The organism is Leptolyngbya sp. GGD (assembly GCF_026735145.1).
GTDB lineage: Bacteria > Cyanobacteriota > Cyanobacteriia > Leptolyngbyales > Leptolyngbyaceae > Leptolyngbya > Leptolyngbya boryana.
The window spans coordinates 1-24,527 of record NZ_JAPQKE010000016.1 but is presented as its reverse complement, the minus strand read 5'-3'; the positions used below and the strand labels follow the sequence as shown (position 1 = coordinate 24,527).

Below are 24,527 nucleotides of genomic sequence, written 5' to 3'. Positions count from 1 at the left end.
AAAACTAACACCTTCAACTCGCAGTAATTCAGGTGGAAAACCCGCAGAATTTTTAATTCTTTTTAGGTTTAAAATCTTCCTCTATTCCTGACTCAGCCTTAATTGCTGCGGAAACTACAGAGGTGCGAAACCTAAAAGTGGCTGTTAACCTTGAAACAGCTAAAAACTTCGGTGAAATTGAGGAAAGAGGTACTGATGGGGATTCATTTCGAGTTTCTCAAAACCGAGTGGGCATCTGTTTACGAAGCCGCTGCCAAAGCCGAATCCCTTGCTTATCCTGATCCTCGCGCCGCCTGCTTCTACAGCCGTCGCGCCCTAGAGCTTGCCGTCACCTGGCTATTTGAATGCGACGACACCCTCACCCAACCCTACAAAACAGAACTCAATGCCTTCCTCTCTGAACCCAGCTTCAGATCCCTAGTCGGCACCGCCCTCCACGCCAAACTCGACATTATCCGCAAGCTCGGCAACCGCGCCGTTCACGATCGCCGACCCATCCGCCCAGAAGACGCAATCCCCGTCCTGCGAGAACTCTTTCACTTCTGCTACTGGCTCGGTCGCAATTACGGCTTAAGACCCACCGACAAACCCGACCCCAAAGCGACCTTCAACCCCGATCAACTCCCCAAAACCTCCCCCATCCCCCCACAAACCCAAGAACAACTCAAAAAACAAGCCGAACAACTCGCTACCAAAGACGCTCAAGTCGCAGAACTCACTGCCATCAATGCCGCCCTAGACACTGAAGTTCAACAGCTCCGACAGCAAGTCGCCCAAGCGAAGCTCGTCAATGCCGCTCAACCCGACCCCCACGACTACAACGAAGCCGCAACCCGCGACCTCTATATCGACGTGCTGCTCAAAGAAGCAGGCTGGGCACTCGACCAACCCCGCGATCGTGAGTTTCCCGTCCAAGGAATGCCCAACGCCTCCGGCGATGGCTTCGTTGATTACGTCCTTTGGGGCGACAACGGCAAACCTCTCGCCCTGGTCGAAGCCAAACGCACCCGCCGCGATCCCCAAGAAGGCGAACACCAAGCCAAACTCTACGCCGACTGTTTAGAACAGCAATTCGGTCAACGCCCGATCATCTTCTACACCAACGGCTACACGCATTGGCTTTGGGACGATACCCAGTACCCACCGCGCCAAGTCCAAGGCTTCTTCAAAAAAGCCGAACTCGAACTCCTGATCCAGCGGCGCACCACTCGTCGATCGCTGCTCACCGCCGAAATCGACACCGCGATCGCCGGACGCTACTATCAAACCCGCGCCATTCGTCGCATCAGCGAAGCCTTCGAGCGACACCACGATCGCAAGGCACTCGTCGTCATGGCAACCGGCGCAGGCAAGACCCGCACCGTCATCGCCCTCTGCGATCTTCTGATGCGTTGCAACTGGGTCAAGCGAGTCCTCTTTCTTGCCGATCGCGTTGCCCTAGTGAATCAAACCGTCAACGCCTTCAAAAAACACCTGCCCGCCTCCAGTCCCGTCAACCTCGTCACCGAGAAAAACACCGAAGGACGGGTCTACGTCTGTACTTATCCCTCGATGATGGGACTGATTAACAACGTCACCGACGACCAGCGCAAATTCAGCGTCGGACACTTTGACCTAATCGTGATCGACGAAGCCCATCGATCCGTCTATCAGAAATACCGCACCATCTTTGAGTATTTTGATGCCTTGCTCGTCGGCTTAACCGCCACCCCAAAAGACGAAATCGATCGCAACACCTACAGCCTGTTCAACGTCCAACCCGGCTCCCCCACCGACTTCTATCCGCTCGATGATGCCGTCAAAGATGGCTACCTCGTCCCAGTTCAATCCGTCTCCGTTCCCCTCAAATTTCAGCGAGAAGGCATCCGATACGCCGACCTCCCAGAAGCAGAAAGAGAGCAATGGGATGAACTGGAGTGGGATGAAGAGGGCAACGTGCCCGATCGGGTCGAAGCCACAGCAGTCAATCAATGGTTATTTAACGAAGATACCGTCGATAAAGTCTTAGCCCACCTAATGACGCGCGGTTTGAAAGTCGCAGGGGACGATCGCCTCGGCAAAACGATCATCTTTGCCAAAAACAACCCCCATGCCCAATTCATCTACGATCGATTCAACGCCAACTATCCCCACTATCGAGGAGAGTTTGCCCGCATCATCACCCACAAAACTGAATATGCTCAAAACCTGATCGACAACTTCTCCCATCCGGAGAAAATGCCCCATATTGCCATTTCCGTCGATATGCTCGATACCGGCATCGACGTGCCAGAGGTCGTGAACTTAGTCTTTTTCAAATTGGTGCGCTCCAGAACCAAGTTTTGGCAGATGATCGGGCGTGGCACTCGCCTCCGCCCTGATCTCTTCGGACGGAAGCAAGACAAAGAGTTTTTCTACCTCTTCGACTATTGCCAAAACCTCGAATTTTTCAGCCAAAACCTCGAACCGACCGAAGGCTCCGTCAGCCCCTCGCTCAGCAAACGCCTATTTACCACACGCCTAGACCTCTTAGCCGAACTGGATAAACACCTACCAAATATTGGAGCAGGAAACGACTCGGCTGGTACGGACAGCACAACTACGATCGACCCATCGCTTGATCCCACAACCGAAGTTGAAGTCCGTCAGGCAATCTCCACTCAGCTACACACCGAAGTGAATGCGATGAATTTGGACAATTTCATCGTTCGCCCCAAACGGCAGATGGTCGAAACCTACACCCAATCAACCGCTTGGAACAATTTGCAGCCAGGGCAATTGCGCGAACTCGCAGATCACATTGCCGGACTACCCACCGATCTCCCGACCGAAAACGAAGAAGCGAAGCGATTCGATTTGCTGATGCTGCGTTTGCAGTTAGCAAGGCTCCGTGCCGAACCCAAATTCATCCGATTGAGCCAACAAGTCCAAGAAATCGCGGCAGCCCTAGAAGAACAAGAACGAATTCCCAGTGTCGCTGAACAGATGGAACTGATTCAGGAGATTCAGACTGAAGCTTGGTGGCAAGACGTAACCATCCCCATGCTGGAACGAGTACGGAAGCGTCTGCGATCGCTGGTGAGATTAGTCGAAAAAACTCAACGCCAACCGATTTACACCAACTTTGAAGATGAATTGGGACCCGAAACCCTCATCGAAATTCCGAGTTTCGGCAGTGGCAGCGAGTTCGATCGCTTCCGAGCAAAAGCCCGGCAATTTCTGCTAGCGCATGAAGATCACATCACGATTCACAAGCTCAGATTTAATCAACCGCTGACTGCAACTGATTTGAGCGAATTAGAACGCATCTTATTAGAGTCTGGTATCGGCACCCCCGAAAATTTGGAGTATGCGAAAGCAACGAGCGAGGGATTGGGTTTATTCATTCGCTCTTTGGTTGGACTCAACCGAGAAGCAGCCAAGCAAGCCTTTGGACAGTTCTTATCTGGCTCCACAGTCTCAGCCGACCAAATTGAATTCATCAACCTGATCATTGACCACTTAACCCATCACGGCACGATGAACCCAGGTTTGCTATACGAGTCTCCCTTCACAGACATTAACGCTCAAGGACCCGAAGGAGTATTTAGCCCGCAACAAGTCGATGGCTTAATCTCATTGCTAGAAGATATTCGTGCAGCGGCAGCGGCTTAAATCGCGATCGTAAAGTTCAGGCTCGAATTTACCTTTCTTGCTCAAAAGTTTACTGACCCCAAAATTCTCCAACAGCCATTAATTCAGTCTCTAAACTAATAAACAGTATGAATTCAGATTCTAATCATCGGGATCAAGATTCTCTAGGGGATCCTCATTAAATTGATTTTCTTCTCGATCCTTCAGACCAAACTCAAGAACTACTTCGATCGCACCTTCAGAAACAGAGCCATTAGAAGCAAAACTAAAACCGAATATCCCCCTACACTTCATATTGTTGCCTAAGGTATGTAATTTCCTGCTCTGTCTGGTTTCTGGCGGTTTTACAGGATTGGATTTCACCGCTGTTGTATCACTGGAATCGCCTGCTGCGGCTGCTATTACAGACCCTGTTGAAGAATCGGGGGGCTGGTGCTCCGGATGCCAAATTTCTCGGTAGCGGTAGAGCGTCTGTACGCTAGTACGCGCTTCCTGAATTAGCAATCGGATGCGACTGGTGATGTCGCTCGGGAGTTGTCCATTGCTCTCAAGTCGCATATACGCTTCTTGGATGCGTCGTTGCGCTTCGGTGGCTCGCACTTGATTCTGGTTAATGCGAGAGTTGGGGCTATCGTCGCTGCCGTCTCCTCGGAAGGGATTGCTGCTCCGCTGGGGCTCGCTCCCTAATGCCCACCAGTATTTCTCTGCTGACCGCGCCCATAATCTCGATCGCTGACCAATCTCGTGCTGGTGACGGCAGTAAGTTTCATAGCCAGGGGCGTTGATCGCAGTGCTTTGGACAAATTCGGCAAGGGCTTCTCCGGTTAGACGCTCGAATACAACTCCGTAACAGGCGATCGTTTTGAGCAGGTGGTTGGTTTGTCCATGCCCGGTCCAGCCGTCGTTGATCTCCGTTTGCAGATCGCTGCGCCACTCATCCACGACGGCGATGCGATGCCGTTTGCGTTTGCTGCTGTTGCGTCGCGCAACTGCGATCGCTTCGTGTAGCGTTTCTAGGTCTTGTCCAGCGGCAGCAGTATCCCAGTAGCGGAAGAATTGCCCTAAATCATTGCCGATGCTGTTATGGTCAGCATCGAGCAGGTGGGAGCCACTGTCGGGTTGCAGTGGCAGGCGATGCGCGTTGTATTCGGTATAGGTGCCGGGAATGGCATAGGACTTGGTATTGGGGAAAAGTTCGACTTGTCCGGCTGCAATCTCAATTTCTTGGGCAGCGAGGCACTGCTTCAGGGCTTGGGCAAGTCCGAAGCTAGGGACGGCGTGCGGGAGAGGCAAATACAGGTGCAAGCCACCGGAACTGCTCGAGGTGAGGAGAAGATGGCGGACAATGCCGATCGTTTCCAGCGCTGCCAGGATCAGCGGCAACCCAGCAGGATTTGTGGCAGGGTGATAGGTGCTAGTGCAGTCAATATCGATGAGAGCGTAGGTGGTTGTGGACCCAAACCGGACTCCAACCAGGACGTTGGGATCGTTCCAGCGCTGCCAGAGGACACGGGGACGGAGGGGATATTTGGTGCGGGTCTTCCACCGGGGATCAGAGGCATTCGTGCCGGAGATGGTGTGCCACCGATAGCTGAAAATCTCGCAAAGCCGCTGTCCAAGGGGATTTGACGGTAATAATTGGGAGTGCTGTGCTTCGACAGCGAAGGGAGCAGTCATTTTTTTGGGAAACCATAGCGCTATTTCCCGCAAAGACTGCTATGATCAAATCACGACATTTAATCAGGTACAGTCCTTCGGGCTGTTCAATTTTTGAAAAACCTTCGCGGTTGCAGCCGACGAGGGTTTTCGCTTTTTTTGGTCAATTGACCGAACAAGAGTTCCGGTCGGATCAAATTGTACTGTGAAATGCTGAATTTGGCTTTACCAGAGCATGATTCTTTGCAGCTTTTAAGAAAGATTACGGATGACAGCGCTCAATAGATAGAGACAGTCATCCATCAACGATGAAATTCCAGTTCAGCCAAACCCTACGATCTCTTCTTGCCCTCTATAGGTGTTGTTGGGCATTCTGTTCGTGGGTACAGAATTCCTAGCTAATGAATCGTTCAGCGGTTGCTAGAATCTTGAACTCAGTGCCAGTATCTTCCTTCGGTCCGCTGCGACTGCTTCACTAAAGCCAGATCGAACACTACCTCTTGATATTGTGTAATGAGTTGCTTGCCTTACTCTGACACCGCTCTTCTGTTGGCACGTGTGCTGAAAACCATATTTTTCTTAACAATCATGCCAGAGTCAACGTGCAGAGGGCCTTCCTCAACTTCTTTATAGATTGATCGGCTGATTATAAGGAGAAATTGCCTCACATGCTGTCTTAGAGCGTTACAATGGTAGAAGAGAATTAGACATCGGTTACAAGCATTTGTTTCTAGTATTAGCGAGTTTTCACGTTTTTCCATTGACAGACTTCTCTCCGAAATTTGGCTCTCTGCATTCCTTCAATTTTGGAGACAATTTATGTCAATTTATGTAGGCAATCTGTCCTATGACGTTACCGAAGCTGATTTAACGTCTGTATTTGCAGAATATGGATCAGTTCAGCGCGTGCAGCTTCCGAGCGATCGCGAAACCGGTCGAATGCGCGGCTTTGGTTTTGTAGAAATGGGCGCAGATGCTGAAGAAACGGCTGCCATTGAAGCGCTTGATGGTGCAGAGTGGATGGGTCGTGATCTTAAGGTCAATAAAGCAAAGCCTCGTGAAACAGGTGGTGGTCCATCAGGTGGACGCAGAAATAGCAGTTTTTCTCGTGGCTATTAATGCCTGAGTTGAAGTCAGCGTTTAGTTTGTCAGACATCTTGTCATAAAGACTAGATATGACTTTAAAGGGGTACAAGTATCTTTGCTTGTACTCCTTTCTTGTTGCTAACTTAGTTCAAGTGCTCGGAGACTTGTTTTTTTGTCGAGTCCCGGCCACAATAAAAAATTGCTACCAAAGCGAATTAGTCATCAAGATAACCACAAGGTTTAACAACGCCTAGTGATCTGAATCGACACAATTCCTTCATTTAGCCTGGAGCTACCTGCACCGTTAACGATCGTTTATCCAAAGATTGAACTTTACCTGCTTTAGACAGGTCTGCAATAATCTGGTCGAGTAGTCCAGTGGCTCGATCGCGATTTTGGTGCTCTCGTCCCCGCAAACGTACCTGAAATTTGACTGAATCGCCCTTCCCTAGCCACTCGATCGCCCTAGTAATTCGCATACCGTAGTCCGCTTCGCCAATATTAGGGCGTAGCCTCACTTCTTTAACGGTAGTCCTAGCACTAGAATGCTGCCGCTTTTTCTGTTGGTACTGATGCTTACCGTGGTCTAGAATCTTAGCCACTGGAATCTCCTTGCCGTCAGAAACGACCACCAGATCCAGATCAACGTTTTCAGCAAGCCTTAGAGCCTCACGAGTATCTATCAACCCACGGTTATTGTTCTCATGGTCGATCAGAAGAACCTGAGCACATCGGATTTGCTGATTAATGAGTTGTTTTGTAGCGATAATATTTCACCTAAACTTGGAATACTTAGCCTTTGCTAATAATACTAGGATAACGAAATACTGACTGAGGTGAGAAATCTCTATGAAATTAAAGCCAGAATAATGCCGTACATCCTTACCCATTCCTAACTCATCGTAAAGCCCCTAGCTTCTAGCCATTGAGCAGTCTACTCCTCTTCAATACACTGCTCTAAGAATGCGGTTAAGAGAACTGTTAACAATTCATCCCATAGAAGTCTCTCCAGAATTTACAGTAGCAAAGATAGATTATCTACTGTATGTGAAAATGGTATTCACAATTTCATTGCTTTGGATGTCAACGGCTTAATCTATCGATAGAAGTTACAGTCAATCAATCTGATTCACATTCCGTCTCTCAACCATTTTAGAGCTGTGTAAGATTTTTGAGAAGATAGCGTTTGAGTGTCTGCGCCCGATCGCAGAATTCCATGCCCAAACCTTTATTATCCCGTTGCTCATGGGACAGTTGATGGACGAGAGAATGCAGATTTGTAATCATAACCGAATAGCGATTTAGTCCAATTTCAGTCCATATATAGAACGGGCCCGTTCAAACTATCTCAGGTCTCCTCGTCCTTTGAGGTTTGACTTGAAATTTCAGAAAGTTTTGTGTCGATCTCCATTTCGAGTTGCTCACTTGATGGAAGGCTTTGCCTTAATTGATCCGGTAATTGATGCGTCGAAACCGCGATCGGTGTACTCAAATTTCTGAGGGCATACTCTACCGTCGTTTTTTTCTTCGACTTGCATAGAATGATCCCAATCGTGGGTTGGTCATCTTCATGCCGTAGCAAATCATCGATCGCGGACACATAAAAATTGAGCTTGCCTGAAAATTCTGGCTCAAACTCCACCATCTTGAGTTCTAAAACAACATAACAGCGCAGCCGAACATGATAAAACAACAAGTCCAACCTGTACTCTTTTCCATCCACTGTAATTGGATACTGACTTCCCATGAAGGCAAATCCCATACCCAGTTCTAGAAGGAAGTCCCGAATATGAGTGACAAGAGCAGCTTCAAGATCTCGCTCCTGAGCATCTTTCCCTAATGTCAAGAACGAAAAATTATAGGGGTCTTTGATTAAATCTTTTGCTAAATCAGATTGAGGTTTTGGCAGGGTGAGATCAAAATTGGTAATCGCTCCGCCTAGCCGCTTATGCAGATCACTCTCGATTTGGTACGCCAAAACCGTCCGACTCCAGCCATTCTCAATCGCTTGCTGTGCATACCAAATTCGTTCCTCTGGATTTTTCACGCTGTCCAATAGTCGAATCAAATGTCCCCACGGCAATTTGTGCAACAGCTGCTGCACAATTTCAACATCAGGATATGCTTCTGCGAAAGCTCTCATATATTTGAGGTTGCGAGCCGAGAATCCCTGCACATCAGGAAATTCACGCTGCAAGTCCTTCGCAAGCCGGTCTACAACTTTTGAACCCCAGCCCTCTCGCTCTTGCCTTTCCAGAATTTCTTTACCCAGCTGCCAATACAGCAAAATTACTTCCCGGTTGAGAGCTGTTGCAGCTGCCACTTGAGCACGCCGAATTTGCGCCTTCAACTGATTGAGGAAGGCATCATAGTCTTGAGGAAAGAGCGAAGATTGTTGGGTCACGATCTATGTTGACGCATTTTGAAACGGCTTTAGGCTTCTAAGTTCTCAGGTCCAATTAAGTCATCAAGTTGAGAAAACAATTTTTCCAATTTAGCCCGTTTCTTGGGATCTTCCCAGATTGCTGACTTTTTCAACCGTTGCCCAATTTGGGCATAGCGTTGAGTGTAGCTAATTTCTGCGGTTCCCTCTTGGGTTTTCGCCAATTCCTGAATCTTCTGCTTAATTTGACTCAAACTCAAATTCTTTGTCGTCGCCAATTTAAGCAAGGATTTACGCTGCCGTTCATCTTTAACTCGTGCGATCGCACGAGCCTTCGTAAATTCAAGCTCTCCTTCTCGCAGTGCTTTCAACACCTCTGCTGGCAGATTGAGTAACGGCAAACGGCTGCTTCGGAACGACTCAGCATTAAATCGCCCGATTTCTGCAAGAACTGATTCAATCATCTCAAGTTGGAGGGAAACGTTTCCCTCCAATTCCTGACTACGATTTTTTGCATGATTTGCGCGATTTAAAACTGAGGCGACATCTTCAGGTCTTCCCCCAATTTGAATCGCCAGTAGCTCCAAAATGGCTTCTGTCTCTTCTACAGGATTAAGATCCTCTCGCTGTAAATTCTCAATCAGCGATACTCGAAGAGCTTGTTGGTCATCGAACTCTTTGACAACGACGGGAACATCTTGAAGTTGAATTTCTTGAGCCGCACGATAACGGCGTTCACCAGCGATTAGCTCATAACCTCCACTCTCTAAGGGACGAACTAGGAGCGGCTCTAAAATGCCGTACTCACGAATAGATTGGACAAGTTGCGCTTGTTTTTGTGGATCAAAATAGCGCCGAGGCTGTTTAGCAGGAAGGTGAATTTGTCCAAGAGATACCGCTTGAGATGATTGAATGCTTTCAGGATCCTCAATGAATTTCTGGGCAATTGATGCGGATAATCCTTGCACCAGCGATTGTCTTGATTTAGCCATCTAACACCTCCAATGCTTTCTTAAAGAGCTGCTCTAATTCACGCCGAGCAATTCCAGCAGTCGATCCCGTCAGATCAAATACAGTCGAATTTTGCCCAAAGCAGTCTGCAAGAATTTGACGCTGATGAATCACTGTATCTAAAACCGTGACTCCCGGCATCAACCGCAACACCTCTATCGCTTCATCCTTTAATTTGGTTCCTTTTACAGCTCGATTCACAAACATAACAGCTTTAGGCTCGCCACGGCGAATCCTATGAGCCTGGTGAATTAAGCGAACCGTATCCGATGCACTTTCGAGGTCAACACCCGTTGGTTGGCAAGGTACGATCGCTAGGTCAGCCACCAGAATCATAGCTCTCGTTGTCTCAGATAACGCTGCTGGACCATCTACAATCACCCATGAATACGCTTCATTTAACTTGGGCAATTCATCTAAAAGTTGGTCAGGGGCTTGAATGATCTTGAAAGGAATTTCTCTCTCTAAACGCGCAAGCCACTTTGAAGATGAGCATTGGGCGTCGGCATCAACGACCAGAACTGTTTCTTTTTTTTTCTGCAACCAACGGGCAAGATGTACTGCAACGGTCGATTTACCTGATCCGCCTTTCTGATTAATAATTGAGACGATCGGCATAAGTCGAATTGAAATGACACAGAAAAGTGTATGACAAATTCGAGGTGATGCCGCTTATTTTGTTTTGCTTTGACCTAGTGAGAAAGGGCGACAAGAAATTGATCTGCAAGGATACTGATTCTAATCAATCAGGTTGCTTTCGCCTCCCCAGAAGCTTTGACGCGGAACATGTCGATTTGATAATATCCCCCTATCAAAAAAGGGATATCTTTTCAGCAGTTTCAGCCTTCGAGAGAAAGTTTTGGTATTCCTAGCTTTCAGGTCGCTCGAGGGGAAAGGGTAGAAGGGCAAAATACTCTATTAAAAAAGGGTCGTTTTCTGATAGAGTTCGCCCATGACTCGCTAGCCTTAAAAACCAATATGAGTTACCTTGAAACGAAGCAGGTTACCGTTCCCAATCAGCCACACTGATTGGGAACTAACGTAAGTTTTTGCACGATTACTTACTTAACCGTATTCGTATATTGAAGAGCCTTATCGATTGCAATAACTGCACCAGCTCCTAGAGCAGCAACCCCGAGAAAAGGTAAGAATCCAACTCCTGTCATGCCAAAAGCAATTGCTGCGGTAGTTGAGGCATTTGCTCCTATAACCGCATCATATATGTATCTGTTAACTGTTGGCTCTTTGGAATAATTCATGAGGGCTCGCTCCTTGAGTAGAAAGTTGCAAAGCAGTCAACTGATATTCTAGACCTGAACCTCAAGGGGTGACAAACGGGCAAAAATACTTCACACAGAGGGATATAACCTATTTGGATATGCATAGGATTTTGGTCACTAACCTCAAGTCCAATATCTTTAGAGAATACAAAACTGAAGATTGACAAGGTGGGGTCAGGCTTCTGATCGCTAATGGAGGCGATCAGAAGCCACTACGCCTGCTGGTCGCATGATGATGAATATGGTTGGCACATTTGCGGAATTCGAGCGAGCGATCATCCGGGAACGCACAAATGTCGGACTTGCCGTTACACGAGCAGAAGGGCGCGTTGGAGGGCGACGCAAGAAACTCAACGCGGCACAACGCGCTAACATCGCCGACAACGTAATCTCTGTCAGAAAAACAGGTGCAGAGATGGCGAGACTCTATCATGTGAGCCCACCCACCATTTGCCGGATTGTTTCAGAACACTGTATTGAAACTGAGCAAGGTGCCAAATCGCTCTGAATTTTACAGCTTGGTTAGAGCAGCTTTGCTATGCTGCCGAATGGATACGAGCTAAGGTGAGAAAGTGTTATGTCTAAGTCGATTCGACGAGTTGCAATTGTTGGCGGAACGCATGGAAACGAATGGACTGGAATTTATCTTATTAGAAAATTTCAGCGGTCTCCAAAGCTGATTGAGCGATCGAGCTTTGAAACGATCACACTGTTCGCAAACCCGAAGGCAATCGCAGCAAATCGCCGCTACATTGATAGTGACTTGAACCGAAGTTTTGCCGATGAAGACTTATCAAACCCATATCTGACAGAATATGAGGCGATACGAGCGAAAGAGATTGCAGTTGAGCTTGGACCTAAACATAAACCTCAAGTAGACCTAATTATCGATCTTCATAGCACGACTGCCAATATGGGGCGAACAATTTTCCCAACAACCTTAGATCTATTTAATCTTAAACTTTCTGCTTATCTCAATCAGGCTCAACCTGATATTCACATTGCTGTAGGAATGAAGTGTACTCAGAAGGAATCCTCCATGCTTCCATCACTTTGCCCTTGGGGAGTCACAATCGAAGTGGGGGCAGTGGCTCAAGGTGTTCTCAATGGATATTTTTTGAGACAGACAGAGCACCTAGTGCATATGATTCTGGACTATATCGAGGCATTAAATCAAGGAAATTCACTCTCAATTCCGTCAGCTTTAACGATTTATCAAGCGATTTCAGAGATCCATTATCCCCGAAATGCGGATGGTACTCTTGAAGCATTCATTCATCCTGAGCGTCAATCTAAAGATTATGACCCTATAAATTTCAATGATCCCTTGTTTCTCAGTTTTACGGGAGAGTCAATTTCATATGAAGGTGAGTCTACAGTTTTTCCCATATTCATTAATGAAGCTTCCTACTACGAAAAGGGTATCGCAATGATTTTGACTCAAAAGCATCATATTGAATTAGAAGTAGTTTAATTTCATACATCAGGATTCTCAGAACTTTCAACAAAAACTCTGTAAATTCAGATTTCACCTCCTCAGAAATTAGGCTCAATATGATGAGCCATATGAGTTGCCTCGATTGATTCCGTGATCAATAGTATAAGTCTGAGTGAACTGAAGGCAATGAAGCTAGCAGTTTAAAAATTAAGAAATATACCAAAAATGAGCAGGAAGGCATTAAGCGATATGAAAAAAGTCATTCAGCCTTGGTTTGTTACATCTTTTCTCACATCAAAAAGCCTCAAACCTATTACTGCTACGACAATCCTATGCTTAATGAGTGCTTGTAATTTCACAAGTCGATCTGCTTCAGAGAAAAGCTTAAAAATTGGTGCATTGCTACCGCTAACAGGTGAAATCTCAGCTTATGGTATTCCCATGCAAAAAACTGCCAAACTCTTAGTAGACACCGTAAATCAGTGCGAGGGTGTTCTTGGGTCACCTGTTACATTAGTAAATGCAGATGATCAGTCAGAGCCTCAAATTGGAGCCGAAGCAATGAGCCGACTCGTACAGGTAGATCGAGTTTCTGCGGTAATTGGAGGTGCAGGGAGTGCAACTTCTGCGGCATCTGTGGATATTGCTGTCCGCAACCAAGTGGTCATGATTTCTCCCTCAAGCACAAGTCCGACATTTACCGAGCGTGCAAAGAAAGGAGACTTCAAGGGATTTTGGTACCGCACCGCGCCACCTGATACATTCCAGGCTCCTGCCATTGCACAATTAGCTTATCAAAACAACTATAAAAGAATCGCAATTTTAGGCGTAAATAACGACTATGGGAAAGGGCTAATTGATGCATTTATCCCAGCATTTGAGAAGAAAGGCGGTCAGGTTCTTAATAAAGCGAATCTTGCATTATACGCGCTCAACGCAAGCAATTTTGACTCAGAGGTGCGAAATGCATTTGGCAAGAACCCGGATGCTGTACTCCTTATTGACTACTCTCAGACAGGAGGGCAGGTCTTAAAGTCGAGTTACGAACAAGGATTTCTTGAAAAAATCCCCGTAATCCTTTCAGACGGGCTAAAAGACGCGAAACTGGCGGAACGGGTGGGTAAGAAAGCGGATGGGCAATTAGCATTAAGCACGGCTGCATCGCTAATTGGAACTGTTCCCAGTTCAAGAGGACCTGCATTTTCGGCGTTCAGAACACGCTATCAACAAGCGTTTAGTAATCAAGAACCCAGCATCTATGATCCGAACACATGGGACGCAGCAGCTATCATCGTTTTAGCAACAGAATTAGCTAAGTCTACGAAAGGGGAAGCCATTCGGGATCAGATTCCTCAAGTTTCCAACCCTGCTGGTGAGAAAGTTAGTGATGTCTGTCAAGCACTGAGTCTGATTCGTCAAGGAAAGAAGATTGACTATGAAGGCGCAAGTAGTAGTGTGAATTTTGATGCCCAAGGCGATGTTCAAGGTAGCTACAATGTTTGGACAATTGCAAAAGATGGCACTATTCAAATAAAAGGAAACATTCAGGCAGATAGATTCGACTCTGCAAAGCCCTAAAAGATTAGGCTTAAAGCATAATATTGCTGAGTTAAAGTTACACACAATGAATCATCAATGCTACTACTTTGCGTATGGGTCTAATCTGAACCCCAGTCGTTTGAAATCTCGGACCCGAACTTGGGACGGTCAATACAAGATTGCACGGCTCAAGCAACACGAGCTTCGGTTCAATATGTGTGTTGATACCGTGGCTCATGCTATACGAGTTGGCGCTAACATTATGCCTCATCCAACTCGATGTGTTCAGGGCATCTTGATTCGGCTGGATTGGAACGATTTAGTTGAAATTGATCAATATGAAGGACATCCAGAACTATATCAACGAATCGTCTGCCAAGTTGAAACTGAAAATTGTTTTGGAATCGAAGCTTTTACCTACGTTGCTCAATCACAATGGTTAAAAGAGAATGTCTTACCTAGCAGAGAATATCTAGAGCATATTATTCAAGGGGCTTTGCTATGCGGGCTACCTTGTGCTTATATCAATGCAATTCGAGAACTGGGCGGGGGCTGAATAAAGTCTTGTTTAGAAAAACAGGAGGATTCCTCATTGATGTGTGATTTCTTGAAATGCTTGAAGCAAGCGGCGAAATAGTAGGTGATTTGAGGATTTATACTGGAAGTGCCCAATCTGATGTAGTGGCTTCATTTCCATCAATGTTGAGGCTAGAAAAGCACCTTCAAAGTGAGAAAGCTCTTCAGGAAATATCTCGCGCTCAATTGTTTCGATCCCTAAGTTTTGAGCAAGCCTCAGAAGCACTTTGCGAGTAATTCCTGGAAAAATATCCGATGTGAGTTTGGGTGTGACGAGAGCCTCATGCTTGAGCAAGAACAAATTTGCTGCTGAAGCTTCTGCAATTCTGCCCTCTTGATCGAGCATAATGCCGTCATTAAATCCCTGAGCTTCTGCCGCGAGTCGCACTAAATAACTGTTAACGTAAGATCCACAAATTTTCCAAGAAACAGGAACTGCACGACTTGATATTCTCTGATATGGGGAGATTTGGCACGCCAATGACTTCTCATTATCTCGCGGAACTCGTACCCCGAAAATAGTCACGTCAACCGGAATTGCCTTGCTACCAGTGACATTAATTTGAGGCGCAGAACGGTAAACGATCGGGCGAATGTAATAAGTTGCAGGGGGAACTTCAGCAAGTAAGGCATCAATTCCTGCCTTCAACTCCTCAATTGACCAATGAAACGGAAGTTGCATCTGATGTGAACCATGATGCAGTCTCTCTAAGTGTGCCTCTATTTCATGCACATAATAGTGCTCCTCGTTACGGTATGCCATCATGCCGTCAAATACACCAATTCCTAGATGAAGAGAATGGCTTGCAATAGAAGGAGCTGCGACTTCTCTAGGGACAATCTCGTTGTTGTGCCAAGCGATTTCAGTTGCCTGCCAATCTGCTAAATCTGGTGATGGAAGCATTAAGCAAAATCTCCTACATGCATGAGAATAGAACCTTGTTCTGAACGAGTTGAGATGGTTATCTTATGCCACGGTAGCGATTCCTGAACATGATAATCCGAAGTCTCTGATTCTTGGTAGTTTGATGGGCTATCGTTGAAGACCAGAAATTCCAGAATTTGAGCAGTGCTTTTAGAGGCAAGATTGTGCTTTACTCCGGGCTGAACTAAAACGATATCCCCACCCTTGAGCGGATAAGCAGTACAGTACTGATTTTCTTCAACAACTAAATAGCCTGTAATCTCTTCAGACGAACCTTCGACAAAAATTAGATTTTTTAGACTTGTGTGAGTATGCAGATTTACTCCTGTTTCTCGATGTGGAATTTTAATTGCATACCCATTCCAAGGGTGCAAAGCATTTGTTCCCTGCTCCGTTAAATTCAACTCGCCAACCCAAGCTTCATATTTCTGATACCAACGCATTTTAGGGTGTTGGGGCAAGGGTTGGACAGTTACTTTTTGCTTGTTTTCCCAAGTGATTAGTCCTAGTGTACAACCTTGGCTGCCTGCGTAGGCTTGCTTCAAACAAGGCAGAATAGTCATCCCTCCCTGTTGAAGTTCAAATTCGGGCGTGATGATTGCACCATGTAGTACAAAGATGACGATTTTAGTTTGGGAATCTACCAGACTTGGATAGTAGATCTCATCTGCTAAACAAGCATTTGGTAGAAGCTTTACAGACTGAAAGTGACGTTGCGATAAAGTTGAAATCTCCTGCTCTCGACCAGAAGCATTTATTAGAGACATTTTTTTAATTTGAACGTGCAGTTTTGGGGATAGCCTGGTCATTGGAAGCCTCTATAGTTCTTAGAGATGAAAGTCGGAATCATAGCCTAAATACGTTTCTTTACTGATGCTTAAATTTAAGATGGGTTCAAGCGCAATCGACAATTGGTTGAGCCTGAAAAAATGACCACAAGGCATATGTACCTCAAGCATAATATATCGCCGATCAACGCAAATAGAAACCATTTCAAGCACATCATGAAAATCACAAATCGACTCGTTAATTCTGCTGAGTAATCGGTCATTAATTTGTCCATCTCCTACAAATCGAAGCTTAATAAATGCTTTTTCACTACGAAATTCTGCGTAGGGAAACACCTTAACATAGCGACGCTTTGCAGGAGATAAATTTCCTCGATTAACCTCACTCATATTGATAGGTAATCCTGGATAAAATTCATTTAAAATCCCAATCATGAAGATGCCAGCATGACCAGAGTCAGGAGGTTCATCTACACAATCGGAGAGTTCATCTTCAAGAATGCGGCAGAAGTTTTTTGCTTCTTCACGAGATGCTCTAAATGCAATCAGTAGCTCAGCACTTCCAAGCAATGACCAAACGACAAAATTATGGACACTGGTTTGTGAATGCTCGTCTCGATATTTAGTAATTTCTTGGATGAGCCTTCTTTTACAATGACTAAAGATTTTAGTGTTGATGAAGATATAATTTAAGTCTGAAGTATCAGGATCAAGTGAGTAGATCTCAAATGTTTCGCGGTAATGCTGCTGAAATAAGGCACGAGCATAGCAAAAGTCGGAGGGTAAGGGCAAAGGCTCTGCATCTGAATCTACCGTTATATCTGAATCCTCTGAATCTACCGTAATGCTTTGAAAAGCAATATTTTCCAAAACTTGCTTAGGAGCGAGATAATTACTCTGCTGATAATCAAGATAAGCGTTCTCCAACATCACTCGCATATTCCGCTTCTGAATTCCCTCTCCGAGCTTTTCAGATAAACGTTTCCAAAGCTGAGGTCCAATGGTTCGTTCCAAGTAGCCATTACTATACCCAGAACTGGGAATTTCTTTGTATTTCAGCCCATTCCATACAGCTCGGAACACAATTTCTTGAGGCTTAGACAATTCAGTGTTCTCAGGGCCTGAGAGCAACTCTCTCAAAAACTGCAAGACAGCTTCATCAACTTCCATACTAGGGATTGGGTAGCAGTTGCACACTATCAACCTTGAGAGGTAGCTCTCCAACGAGCAAGACAAACTTGATGCAAGTTGCCATACCTCTAAAATCTAATTATTTGCCTTCAGTATAATATATTTCTGTTGGCGATATGAGTTTATGAGCTTTGTTCAAATCATCAGAGACAACTCAACTTCTGAGCTAGATTGATTTCGACAGACAGCAGAGACCCTACCACAGCTACTGGCAGCAATACAAAACTATGATGATTTCTGAATCACAAATCGGGATTCAGATCTGTACAAACTGAGAGAATAAGATGAGTTTTGAGTCCAAATAAAGTCATCAGAAATGAACTTTCAAGGAGATCAAATTTGAATTTTATTATCGATGAGTTTCAAGTAATTTCTAATACAAAATAATGAATGAGCTAACTGAGTTGATCTTTTTATAGATGGAAAGCACTATATCAATAAGTTAAGGAAATAATTAAGTCGATTAATTGAATCCTTAAGTGCCTATTCTAGAAGATTCAAGGAGCTAGTGGAATGTTGAAGCTTATTCAAAAGAAGGATTCTGTTGTAAAACTGTTTCAAGGAGCTTGCGTTCTGGACGTTAGTGCATTACGAGAAGATGAACGATTGGAATTTAAATATGATCATCACCAAAATTTAGTGGCAATCCACAAAATTCATGTGTCTCTGTTAAATGTGCCTCAAGAAGCAGAAGCAGAAACTGATATTGAAGCTGGCAAAATTGGCCGGGTATTTTTTGAGGGCAAATCTTGGGGCGCACGTTGCGAACAGGATACCAAAGTGCTTGCAGGTCAACCTGTTTTAGTAACTGGATGGCGCGATCTTCTAACCGTGATGGTGATTCCTCTTGTGTGATCCCAGATTAATTCGGCAAATTATCTAGCTTCAGGACATACCTCAGGGGGATATCATGACCACAGAAAATCATCACCACCGAAACAAGTCTACAGATGTAGAAGAGTCTCGTGGAATTTGGCAAGGAATTGCAGCTACGATTACTGCATTATCAACCCTAATTTTTGTGATTTCACAGGCAGGATTACTGCCGCAAAATTCTTCTTTGCCGCCTCCAACTCAACCTAAACCTGCACCTCCTGTCATGCAAAAAGTTAAAATTCTTCCGCTCGGAAATTGCGAACGAGATAAGTTAATTGTTGCAACGGATGAGGAATTCTATGGCAGGCATCCTGAACGTGAGAGGTCTCCAATTCAGTCTCATGAAAAAGAGATGATTCAAGAATGGTGGTCGATCTGGAGTGAGATTAAGCAGCGAAGAGATTGCTAACTGACCTAATCGACAATTACACCACAATCGTAATGCGAGAGCATCTAACCCAAACTGATCACCTCCCATCCTCGTCCGCGATACCCTTTGACAATCACCGACGATAATGCCCCTCAAGTCTGAACTGTTTAATCCCGCTTCAAATGCCACTGCGTGCATCGCTCATCGTCCACCAATGCGACCAATGGCATCATCAGATGTCCACTGTGCCGCGATCGCTTGCAAGTTTTTGTTCTCGCTTAACAACAATCCGTCAGGTAGCGACTCACTTGCTCAAACCCGGTAGATCAGCAAAACAAGTCTTTATATTTCCCAAATCGTTGAACAATCGTGAACGGCACAGAGACAAAAGGCAGCATGGCTTGGCTAAAGCTAACGCTGCCTACTTCTTCAGTCTTTTTCCTTTCCGAGCAACTTACCAAGTCGTAAAGAGCAAAAATTCAATAAGCCTTCACTCTGCCATTTTTGAGATCGCCCTCCAAGATTTTTCTCCGTACTATCGCAAATAATTGCAATTTGTTCGTGATTTAATAACTATTTGAGATCGACTTGTATTCACTAGCTTTCAGGCAAAAGCTAATGAAACGGAAACAGCAGCAGAATCTTCTCTCCCACAGGAGTAAAGCATCACACCAAATTAATTAGGACGCTTAGTAAACTAACCCTGCTCCTCAAATATGCGCTCCCCCGCTCTATAACAGAAGGATGGAATCAGAGCCAAGCGTCATTCAACCTTTACGTTCAGTCTGGTTCTCCCCGCATTCATTCGCTTCTCAGCATCCTGGAACAGCGTTGCATTCCAACTCCAGTCTGTTGGTGATACCCAGAAGCTATGAGTGACTCGATGGTTCTTCTTACTGCCGTTCTCGGTAGCAATCTCCTTTGTTCCTTAATGCGGGTGCTGATTCGGCTCAAACAGCTCCTCATTACGATCGCAGTTATGTCGGTGCTGGGATTTCGGGTGGCATCCTTAGCAGTGGACGCGGCAATGACGACACGTCCTTTAGTGGCACTGTCCAAGGTCGCTTTGCCATTCCCAATACACCTGTGTCTGCACGGGGTTCCGTCTTGTTTACGGGTGACAATAGTCCGATTATTCCAACCCTGACCTACGATGCACGGTTGAATGACAAATCGAACGTGTATGTTGGCGCTGGATACTCGTTTGTGCAGAATGGGGGAGTGACTTCTCCGATCGGCAATCAAGATGCAGCGGTGTTGACAGCGGGAGTGGAATCCCAAGTGGCAAAAGGTGTGGTGGTGTATAGCGATGCCAAGTATGGAATCAATGCGTATCGGGGCAGTGATGCGGGTGCGCTAAGTCTACAAGCGGGTGTAGGACTGGAGTTCTAAGCTTGTGTAGAGCAGACAAAGTTACGGTTCCAATCGATGAATGACTAAGGAACAGGGTTCTCATACCAAATTTAAATTGAGAAAGCGGCAGATGACTTAGACTAAGAAGCAAGGTTGCAGGTGTTTGTGATGGTTGGGATAACCTCAGTCGAAGAAAGCGTGGACGAGTTAGCGGCTCGATTACGTCAGGCGAAAACGCCGCAGGAAAAGGAGCGATTACAAGTGCTTTACTGGCTGAAACAAGACAATGCACCGAACATCAGTGCGATTGCCAAAGCGACTGGGAAACACCGCAACACGCTACAAACCTGGCTGATGCAGTATCGAGATGATGGCCTTGAGACAATGCTCGAAGTGAAGAAATCGCCTGGAGGGGTGCGCGTGATTCCACAATGGGCAGAAGACGCACTGGCGAAGCGACTGCAAGATCCAGAACATGGCTTTACCAGCTATGGGGCTGTGCAAGCATGGTTATCAGAGACATTGGGCATCGAAGTGGAGTACCATGCGGTGTATCAGATGACTCGGCATCGCCTCAAAGCCAAACTCAAAGTTGCTCGCCCTCAACACCGCAAGCAAGACCCCGCCAAGCGTCAGGCATTTAAGCAAACCTTGCCGACGATCTCGAACTGTTGAGCCAGTTTAACCGCGATCGCCAACATCCGCCCCGACCGATTCGCTACTTTGCTCAGGATGAGAGTCGCTTTGGATTGAAGACGGTACTTGGCAGGGTGATCACCGCCTGCGGAGTCAAACCGATTGGCGCGTGGCAATGGTTATTCCAAGCTTTTTGGCTGTATGGAGCCATCGAACCCGCGGAGCCTCGTTCTTCTTGCAGTTTTCACACGTCGATAGCGATTGCTACCAACGTTTCTTGGACGAATTTGCTCAACAATTCCCGGAGAGTCTCAACATTCTCAAAGTCGATAACGGTCGCTTTCACGCGAGCAAAAATTTACAGATTCCAGAGAACGTCATCTTGTTGTTTCAACCGCCCTATTCACCAGAACTCAATCCAATTGAGCGACTGTGGCAGCATCTCAAAGCAGATCTCAAGTGGGCATCGTTCAAAACCTTGGAACAGTTACAAACCAGAATTGATCAATTGCTCCACGATTTAACGCCTGACATCATTGCTTCCCTGACCGGATATGACTTTATTCTCGATGCTCTATCTGCCCTGGATGCTATTTAAATTGGTATCACTCCAACGTGAGAACCCTTTGCTTTTGCCAGTATCCGATTGAGCGCAGGTCAGCGACTGAGATTTGTACGTGCAGTTGTCGATCGCACCTTATCTCGGTTGATTCCACCCGCACATAAGACAACCGTGTTACAAACCTTGGCTTAAAATTGTACTACAGTTGTAGATCCCTAGAAGGCGCAACTTGACCCAATCGTTCTGTCTTATCTTGAGATTGCCCGTCTCAAAATCTCGCGGGACTAAAATCGGACTGAATGCTCGATTTCTCGGTCGCTGAAACGCCCAAAATTCATGAGACTGCCCCTTCCTTGAACTCGGTTGCTCAATTGCACTCAACATCGTCACGGTAAAGCGTTTCATCTTGTCTCACGTTTCCGAACTGCTGCCTTGCTCCGCAGAAGTTCCAACCGATGAGACAGCCTGAAAAGTTGGTGAGTCAAGGGAATTCGTAATTTGCCTCTCCCTTGAACATCAGTAGTCAGTCTCACGAAAATTGGGCGTTACAGCGTACTACAAAATGGCGATTCAGTCCGATGCTAGTCCAGCCATGTTTTGAGACAACTCATCTTAGTTTGAGACAGCGGTTCAAGAGTGAGTCTACGAAAACAACGGAATGTTAAGGCTTAGAACATTACCTTGGCTCGGTTCCATCCGTTCGGCTTAGTGTCGAATCTATTGAGGACTTCTCACTATTGTTTGCCTTGCCATTAGAAAATAATCCCGTATAATTGATCGTACTTATGTACTATAAAGTTATGGCTCAACTCGATTCTGCTGATGCTGTTAGCTATTTAATTGATCGAGACGAACTCTTACGAATTCGGACTCTCAAGTTGTTGACGAGCGATCGCGATTATGTTTTCTTCGCATTGCAGGTGGACTATCCAGGTAAGCTGAATCCTGCAATTAATGTTGCTGCCTTTTGCGATCTCTGGGAGTTAGATGAGGGGGATCTGTACAAAGCATTAGGCGATTTGCGGAAGAAGGGCATTGTTGTATCGATTTCTAACCAACTGAACCTTCAACTCTCCTAAAGGGATTCAAAGCGCTCTGTATTCCGACTTTCTGTAGGGTGCAGAATTTATCCAAGACGCGTAGCTGACCTTGATACAACAACTGATAAGCCCTAGGCAATTGCCTAGGGCTTCTTTTGATAAATACCAGTGTGAATAAAGGAACTGGCGGTTTTGAATATGCTTCTATCATGAACGAGCCAGCTTCTCTATGGCTAGGGGCAACTTACCCAATCTGTTCCTACTTTCACTTAGGTAACAGTCCCGGAACTTCTGCGGGGTGCGGCAGCTAACCAAGATTTGGAAAAGTGGGTTCAATGATGACGGTCGGGTTCACCGGACGCAAATAACTTTTGCAGCATAGCCAAAAATTGGTTCTTCCTGTGCAGCGCGGTTGTCAGCTTACAAACCCAGCAGATCACCCTTACCTTATGTACGATATCAAAACCTCAAGCTTAATAAAATACTACTTAATTAAGTTTGCTTTTCTTTGTCTTCAGTTTCACCATTTACTTGGGTTCCCTGAGACTTCGCTAGAAGAAGCTTAGCTATTTCAATCTTTGCACTTACTAGTTTCTCTAAAGAATCTACGCGTTCTTGCTCGCTAATTCCATCTAAAATCTGCATAGCCATACCTACAGAATTGATTCTTTCCAAAGTCTCTGTATACTTGTTTGCTTGAGATATTGTTGATTTATATATGAATAGGAAAGTTGCACCAATGAACTGAGTTATGACACCAGCTATCCCCCCAACAATCGCCACAGTAATATTTTCAGGTTTTTGGTAAGCAAGTGCTATGCCTACCCCAACTAAACCAAGACCAAGTAGCATGACAGCTACACTCAACCTGAAAATCCAATCTACTTGCTTAAGGTTACGGTTAAAATAGGCTGAGAGGGTTGAATTTGCTATATCCCAAGCAGGTTTAACCTTGTCAGGGTTTTCCTTTGCACGTTGCTCAGCGTCCTGATAATTTGCCTGTACAATAGACGTTAAACTATCAGGAATATTATCAAGAATAGCCCAAGCTATTAACCCCAAAATCCCACCGATCGAAGTAATAATACCGGCTAATGAAAAGTCATATGAGTATAAAAACAAGCTTATTCTTGGTGTCATAACTAGCAATAATCCGATCGCTAGTAAAAAGAAGCAAAATACTCCAAATAACTGTCGTCTTCCTGTTTTGCTAGAAAGATCAATTTCTGAAGACAAGGCAGAATGGATAGAGTTAAATGAGTCAATATATGTCCGTGCTACCGTGTCAAACCCCCTTAAGAATGGGTTAGGGTTCTTTGATACGTAGATGTAATCTCTCAAAACCCCTAGCTTTACTAAGTCTTTTTCAATTCCTTTTCTTACGCTTTCAATATGTATCCCTTCCCCTCGGAGCCTTATTGAAATTATTAAATCTCGAATTTGTCGTCCTTTTTTCCAGCCAGTTTTAACTAGTGTGTAGTGATCAATAGCCTCGTCGAAATGAGGCTCAAATTTGATTGTCCTAAGAACTGGCATTAACTCTGCTTGATGCAAAATAACTTCTTTTACAGCATCTCTATGAGTAGTAAGAAGATCTTTTTCTTCAGGCTCATTTAGATCTTTAGATTCATTCATCGTTACTTATCCTACGAGCAAAATAATCAGCCAACTTTACGGTTCTTTAAAAGTTTAGATTGATAGCCTCTATAAAGATCAATTTAGCAAGACACTTTGCACTAAGACTAGTTCACCTCATTAAGTCTGCCCACATGCTATCTGTTTCCCATCGCTTACTCAAACTCCAGGTATCGCTCCACTAACAATTTAGTAGGCTAATGGTTTCCTTTACCCGCCGCTAGTAATCTTAAACAACGTACATCTTTGTTTTGATCGCAGTCACTATCTTATTCGTTAATTCATCCAAGGATTTGGTTCCACTTAGAATCAACTCAGAATTGTTCAAAACCTTTGTATTTACCTCAAAATGCCATCATTGAGATATACTGCCAGATATTCTTTGAGATAGGCTGCCAGGATATCTTGCTTCCTCTCAGCGACACACTGTTCGATGTTTCAATTCTGTGCAAGTCTCTTAAAAAGTGAACGGTTGAGTGCCTGCGGAGCGCGCAGTAGCGCCGAGAGATCGCTCTCTCAAATCCGACTGAATTTTTACAAGCTTGGATTGGGAACAGCTGCATCAGCGAT

General features: G+C 45.4%; 22 protein-coding genes and 1 pseudogene. 12 read left to right on the top strand and 11 right to left on the bottom strand.

What is annotated here, in order from left to right; translation table 11 throughout:
* The first annotated feature begins 195 nt into the window (after window positions 1-195).
* The gene (locus tag OU814_RS30960; protein WP_268243272.1) at window positions 196-3,633 is read left to right on the top strand and encodes a DEAD/DEAH box helicase family protein; all 3,438 of its coding nucleotides are present in this window, start codon (window positions 196-198) and stop codon (window positions 3,631-3,633) included.
* Window positions 3,634-3,753: 120 nt separating this feature from the next.
* On the opposite strand, the gene OU814_RS30955 is transcribed toward OU814_RS30960, so the two are convergent.
* Window positions 3,754-5,289, bottom strand: coding sequence for a hypothetical protein (locus OU814_RS30955; RefSeq protein WP_268243271.1), 1,536 nt, complete (start codon window positions 5,287-5,289; stop codon window positions 3,754-3,756).
* A 798-nt stretch (window positions 5,290-6,087) separates the two neighbouring features.
* On the opposite strand from OU814_RS30955, the gene OU814_RS30950 reads away from it, so the two are divergent.
* Window positions 6,088-6,387: an RNA recognition motif domain-containing protein gene (locus tag OU814_RS30950; protein ID WP_268243270.1), complete on the top strand. Its 300-nt coding sequence runs from the start codon at window positions 6,088-6,090 to the stop codon at window positions 6,385-6,387.
* A 248-nt stretch (window positions 6,388-6,635) separates the two neighbouring features.
* Here OU814_RS30950 and infC read toward each other — a convergent pair whose 3' ends face one another.
* From infC to OU814_RS30925, 5 genes are all read right to left on the bottom strand, one after another.
* On the bottom strand, window positions 6,636-7,103 hold the full coding sequence (infC, locus tag OU814_RS30945) for a translation initiation factor IF-3 (protein WP_268243280.1): 468 nt from the start codon (window positions 7,101-7,103) through the stop codon (window positions 6,636-6,638).
* Window positions 7,104-7,702: 599 nt separating this feature from the next.
* Window positions 7,703-8,758 carry a PDDEXK nuclease domain-containing protein gene (locus OU814_RS30940; protein WP_268243269.1) on the bottom strand — a complete coding sequence of 352 codons (1,056 nt, stop codon included), beginning with the start codon at window positions 8,756-8,758 and terminating at the stop codon, window positions 7,703-7,705.
* A gap of 29 nt (window positions 8,759-8,787) precedes the next feature.
* A complete protein-coding gene (locus OU814_RS30935) occupies window positions 8,788-9,729 on the bottom strand; it encodes a ParB/RepB/Spo0J family partition protein (RefSeq protein ID WP_268243268.1) in 942 nt (313 codons plus the stop codon).
* Complete coding sequence (locus OU814_RS30930; RefSeq protein WP_268243267.1) at window positions 9,722-10,366, bottom strand: AAA family ATPase; 645 nt, start codon at window positions 10,364-10,366, stop codon at window positions 9,722-9,724. Before OU814_RS30930 ends, OU814_RS30935 begins: the two co-directional genes overlap by 8 nt.
* A 443-nt stretch (window positions 10,367-10,809) precedes the next feature.
* Entirely contained in the window at window positions 10,810-11,007 is a 198-nt protein-coding gene (locus OU814_RS30925) for a hypothetical protein (protein ID WP_268243266.1), read from the bottom strand.
* Window positions 11,008-11,245: 238 nt separating this feature from the next.
* On the opposite strand from OU814_RS30925, the pseudogene OU814_RS30920 reads away from it, so the two are divergent.
* The 4 genes and pseudogenes from OU814_RS30920 to OU814_RS30905 form a co-directional block, all read left to right on the top strand.
* A pseudogene (locus OU814_RS30920) lies at window positions 11,246-11,536 on the top strand (recombinase family protein); the annotation flags it as partial.
* A gap of 69 nt (window positions 11,537-11,605) precedes the next feature.
* Window positions 11,606-12,502, top strand: a complete 897-nt coding sequence (locus OU814_RS30915) for an aspartoacylase (RefSeq protein ID WP_268243265.1) — start codon at window positions 11,606-11,608, stop codon at window positions 12,500-12,502.
* 213 nt (window positions 12,503-12,715) lie between these two features.
* The gene (locus OU814_RS30910) at window positions 12,716-14,044 is read left to right on the top strand and encodes an ABC transporter substrate-binding protein (RefSeq protein WP_268243264.1); all 1,329 of its coding nucleotides are present in this window, start codon (window positions 12,716-12,718) and stop codon (window positions 14,042-14,044) included.
* Window positions 14,045-14,090: 46 nt separating this feature from the next.
* Window positions 14,091-14,561, top strand: coding sequence for a gamma-glutamylcyclotransferase family protein (locus OU814_RS30905; protein ID WP_268243263.1), 471 nt, complete (start codon window positions 14,091-14,093; stop codon window positions 14,559-14,561).
* Between the two features lie 33 nt (window positions 14,562-14,594).
* On the opposite strand, the gene OU814_RS30900 is transcribed toward OU814_RS30905, so the two are convergent.
* Genes OU814_RS30900 through OU814_RS30890 form a run of 3 tightly spaced genes read right to left on the bottom strand, consistent with a single transcriptional unit; the run spans window position 14,595 to window position 17,464 of the window.
* The gene (locus tag OU814_RS30900; RefSeq protein WP_268243262.1) at window positions 14,595-15,485 is read right to left on the bottom strand and encodes an aminotransferase class IV; all 891 of its coding nucleotides are present in this window, start codon (window positions 15,483-15,485) and stop codon (window positions 14,595-14,597) included.
* Window positions 15,485-16,315, bottom strand: a complete 831-nt coding sequence (locus OU814_RS30895; RefSeq protein ID WP_268243261.1) for a hypothetical protein — start codon at window positions 16,313-16,315, stop codon at window positions 15,485-15,487. Before OU814_RS30895 ends, OU814_RS30900 begins: the two co-directional genes overlap by 1 nt.
* Window positions 16,316-16,333: 18 nt before the next feature.
* A complete protein-coding gene (locus OU814_RS30890; protein ID WP_268243260.1) occupies window positions 16,334-17,464 on the bottom strand; it encodes a hypothetical protein in 1,131 nt (376 codons plus the stop codon).
* A 534-nt stretch (window positions 17,465-17,998) separates the two neighbouring features.
* Between OU814_RS30890 and OU814_RS30885 the strand changes: the two genes are divergently transcribed.
* The 5 genes from OU814_RS30885 (at window position 17,999) to OU814_RS30865 (ending at window position 21,318) form a co-directional block, all read left to right on the top strand.
* Window positions 17,999-18,340, top strand: a complete 342-nt coding sequence (locus OU814_RS30885; protein ID WP_268243259.1) for an NfeD family protein — start codon at window positions 17,999-18,001, stop codon at window positions 18,338-18,340.
* Between the two features lie 55 nt (window positions 18,341-18,395).
* A complete protein-coding gene (locus OU814_RS30880; protein WP_268243258.1) occupies window positions 18,396-18,770 on the top strand; it encodes a hypothetical protein in 375 nt (124 codons plus the stop codon).
* An 882-nt stretch (window positions 18,771-19,652) separates the two neighbouring features.
* Window positions 19,653-20,123, top strand: coding sequence for a hypothetical protein (locus tag OU814_RS30875; protein WP_268243257.1), 471 nt, complete (start codon window positions 19,653-19,655; stop codon window positions 20,121-20,123).
* 129 nt (window positions 20,124-20,252) lie between these two features.
* The gene (locus OU814_RS30870) at window positions 20,253-20,759 is read left to right on the top strand and encodes a helix-turn-helix domain-containing protein (RefSeq protein WP_268243256.1); all 507 of its coding nucleotides are present in this window, start codon (window positions 20,253-20,255) and stop codon (window positions 20,757-20,759) included.
* Window positions 20,760-20,895: 136 nt separating this feature from the next.
* Complete coding sequence (locus OU814_RS30865; RefSeq protein WP_268243255.1) at window positions 20,896-21,318, top strand: transposase; 423 nt, start codon at window positions 20,896-20,898, stop codon at window positions 21,316-21,318.
* Window positions 21,319-21,456: 138 nt separating this feature from the next.
* On the opposite strand, the gene OU814_RS30860 is transcribed toward OU814_RS30865, so the two are convergent.
* Entirely contained in the window at window positions 21,457-21,687 is a 231-nt protein-coding gene (locus tag OU814_RS30860) for a hypothetical protein (protein WP_268243254.1), read from the bottom strand.
* Between the two features lie 380 nt (window positions 21,688-22,067).
* On the opposite strand from OU814_RS30860, the gene OU814_RS30855 reads away from it, so the two are divergent.
* Window positions 22,068-22,361: a hypothetical protein gene (locus tag OU814_RS30855; RefSeq protein ID WP_268243253.1), complete on the top strand. Its 294-nt coding sequence runs from the start codon at window positions 22,068-22,070 to the stop codon at window positions 22,359-22,361.
* A 453-nt stretch (window positions 22,362-22,814) separates the two neighbouring features.
* Here the strand turns inward: OU814_RS30855 and OU814_RS30850 are convergent, their stop codons facing one another.
* The gene (locus OU814_RS30850; protein WP_268243252.1) at window positions 22,815-23,957 is read right to left on the bottom strand and encodes an element excision factor XisI family protein; all 1,143 of its coding nucleotides are present in this window, start codon (window positions 23,955-23,957) and stop codon (window positions 22,815-22,817) included.
* Window positions 23,958-24,527: the final 570 nt, after the last annotated feature.

Excerpts from the sequence above, each read along its gene's own strand:
- OU814_RS30905 (WP_268243263.1), top strand. The coding sequence starts at position 14,091 with ATGAATCATCAATGCTACTACTTTGCGTATGGGTCTAATCTGAACCCC.
- OU814_RS30890 (WP_268243260.1), bottom strand. The coding sequence starts at position 17,464 with ATGGAAGTTGATGAAGCTGTCTTGCAGTTTTTGAGAGAGTTGCTCTCA.
- OU814_RS30900 (WP_268243262.1), bottom strand. The coding sequence starts at position 15,485 with ATGCTTCCATCACCAGATTTAGCAGATTGGCAGGCAACTGAAATCGCT.
- OU814_RS30910 (WP_268243264.1), top strand. The coding sequence starts at position 12,716 with ATGAAAAAAGTCATTCAGCCTTGGTTTGTTACATCTTTTCTCACATCA.
- OU814_RS30885 (WP_268243259.1), top strand. The coding sequence starts at position 17,999 with ATGTTGAAGCTTATTCAAAAGAAGGATTCTGTTGTAAAACTGTTTCAA.
- OU814_RS30850 (WP_268243252.1), bottom strand. The coding sequence starts at position 23,957 with ATGAATGAATCTAAAGATCTAAATGAGCCTGAAGAAAAAGATCTTCTT.
- OU814_RS30925 (WP_268243266.1), bottom strand. The coding sequence starts at position 11,007 with ATGAATTATTCCAAAGAGCCAACAGTTAACAGATACATATATGATGCG.
- OU814_RS30915 (WP_268243265.1), top strand. The coding sequence starts at position 11,606 with ATGTCTAAGTCGATTCGACGAGTTGCAATTGTTGGCGGAACGCATGGA.
- OU814_RS30865 (WP_268243255.1), top strand. The coding sequence starts at position 20,896 with ATGGTTATTCCAAGCTTTTTGGCTGTATGGAGCCATCGAACCCGCGGA.
- OU814_RS30955 (WP_268243271.1), bottom strand. The coding sequence starts at position 5,289 with ATGACTGCTCCCTTCGCTGTCGAAGCACAGCACTCCCAATTATTACCG.
- OU814_RS30960 (WP_268243272.1), top strand. The coding sequence starts at position 196 with ATGGGGATTCATTTCGAGTTTCTCAAAACCGAGTGGGCATCTGTTTAC.
- OU814_RS30860 (WP_268243254.1), bottom strand. The coding sequence starts at position 21,687 with ATGAAACGCTTTACCGTGACGATGTTGAGTGCAATTGAGCAACCGAGT.
- OU814_RS30870 (WP_268243256.1), top strand. The coding sequence starts at position 20,253 with ATGGTTGGGATAACCTCAGTCGAAGAAAGCGTGGACGAGTTAGCGGCT.
- OU814_RS30930 (WP_268243267.1), bottom strand. The coding sequence starts at position 10,366 with ATGCCGATCGTCTCAATTATTAATCAGAAAGGCGGATCAGGTAAATCG.
- OU814_RS30950 (WP_268243270.1), top strand. The coding sequence starts at position 6,088 with ATGTCAATTTATGTAGGCAATCTGTCCTATGACGTTACCGAAGCTGAT.
- OU814_RS30880 (WP_268243258.1), top strand. The coding sequence starts at position 18,396 with ATGACCACAGAAAATCATCACCACCGAAACAAGTCTACAGATGTAGAA.
- OU814_RS30895 (WP_268243261.1), bottom strand. The coding sequence starts at position 16,315 with ATGACCAGGCTATCCCCAAAACTGCACGTTCAAATTAAAAAAATGTCT.
- OU814_RS30935 (WP_268243268.1), bottom strand. The coding sequence starts at position 9,729 with ATGGCTAAATCAAGACAATCGCTGGTGCAAGGATTATCCGCATCAATT.
- OU814_RS30855 (WP_268243253.1), top strand. The coding sequence starts at position 22,068 with ATGTACTATAAAGTTATGGCTCAACTCGATTCTGCTGATGCTGTTAGC.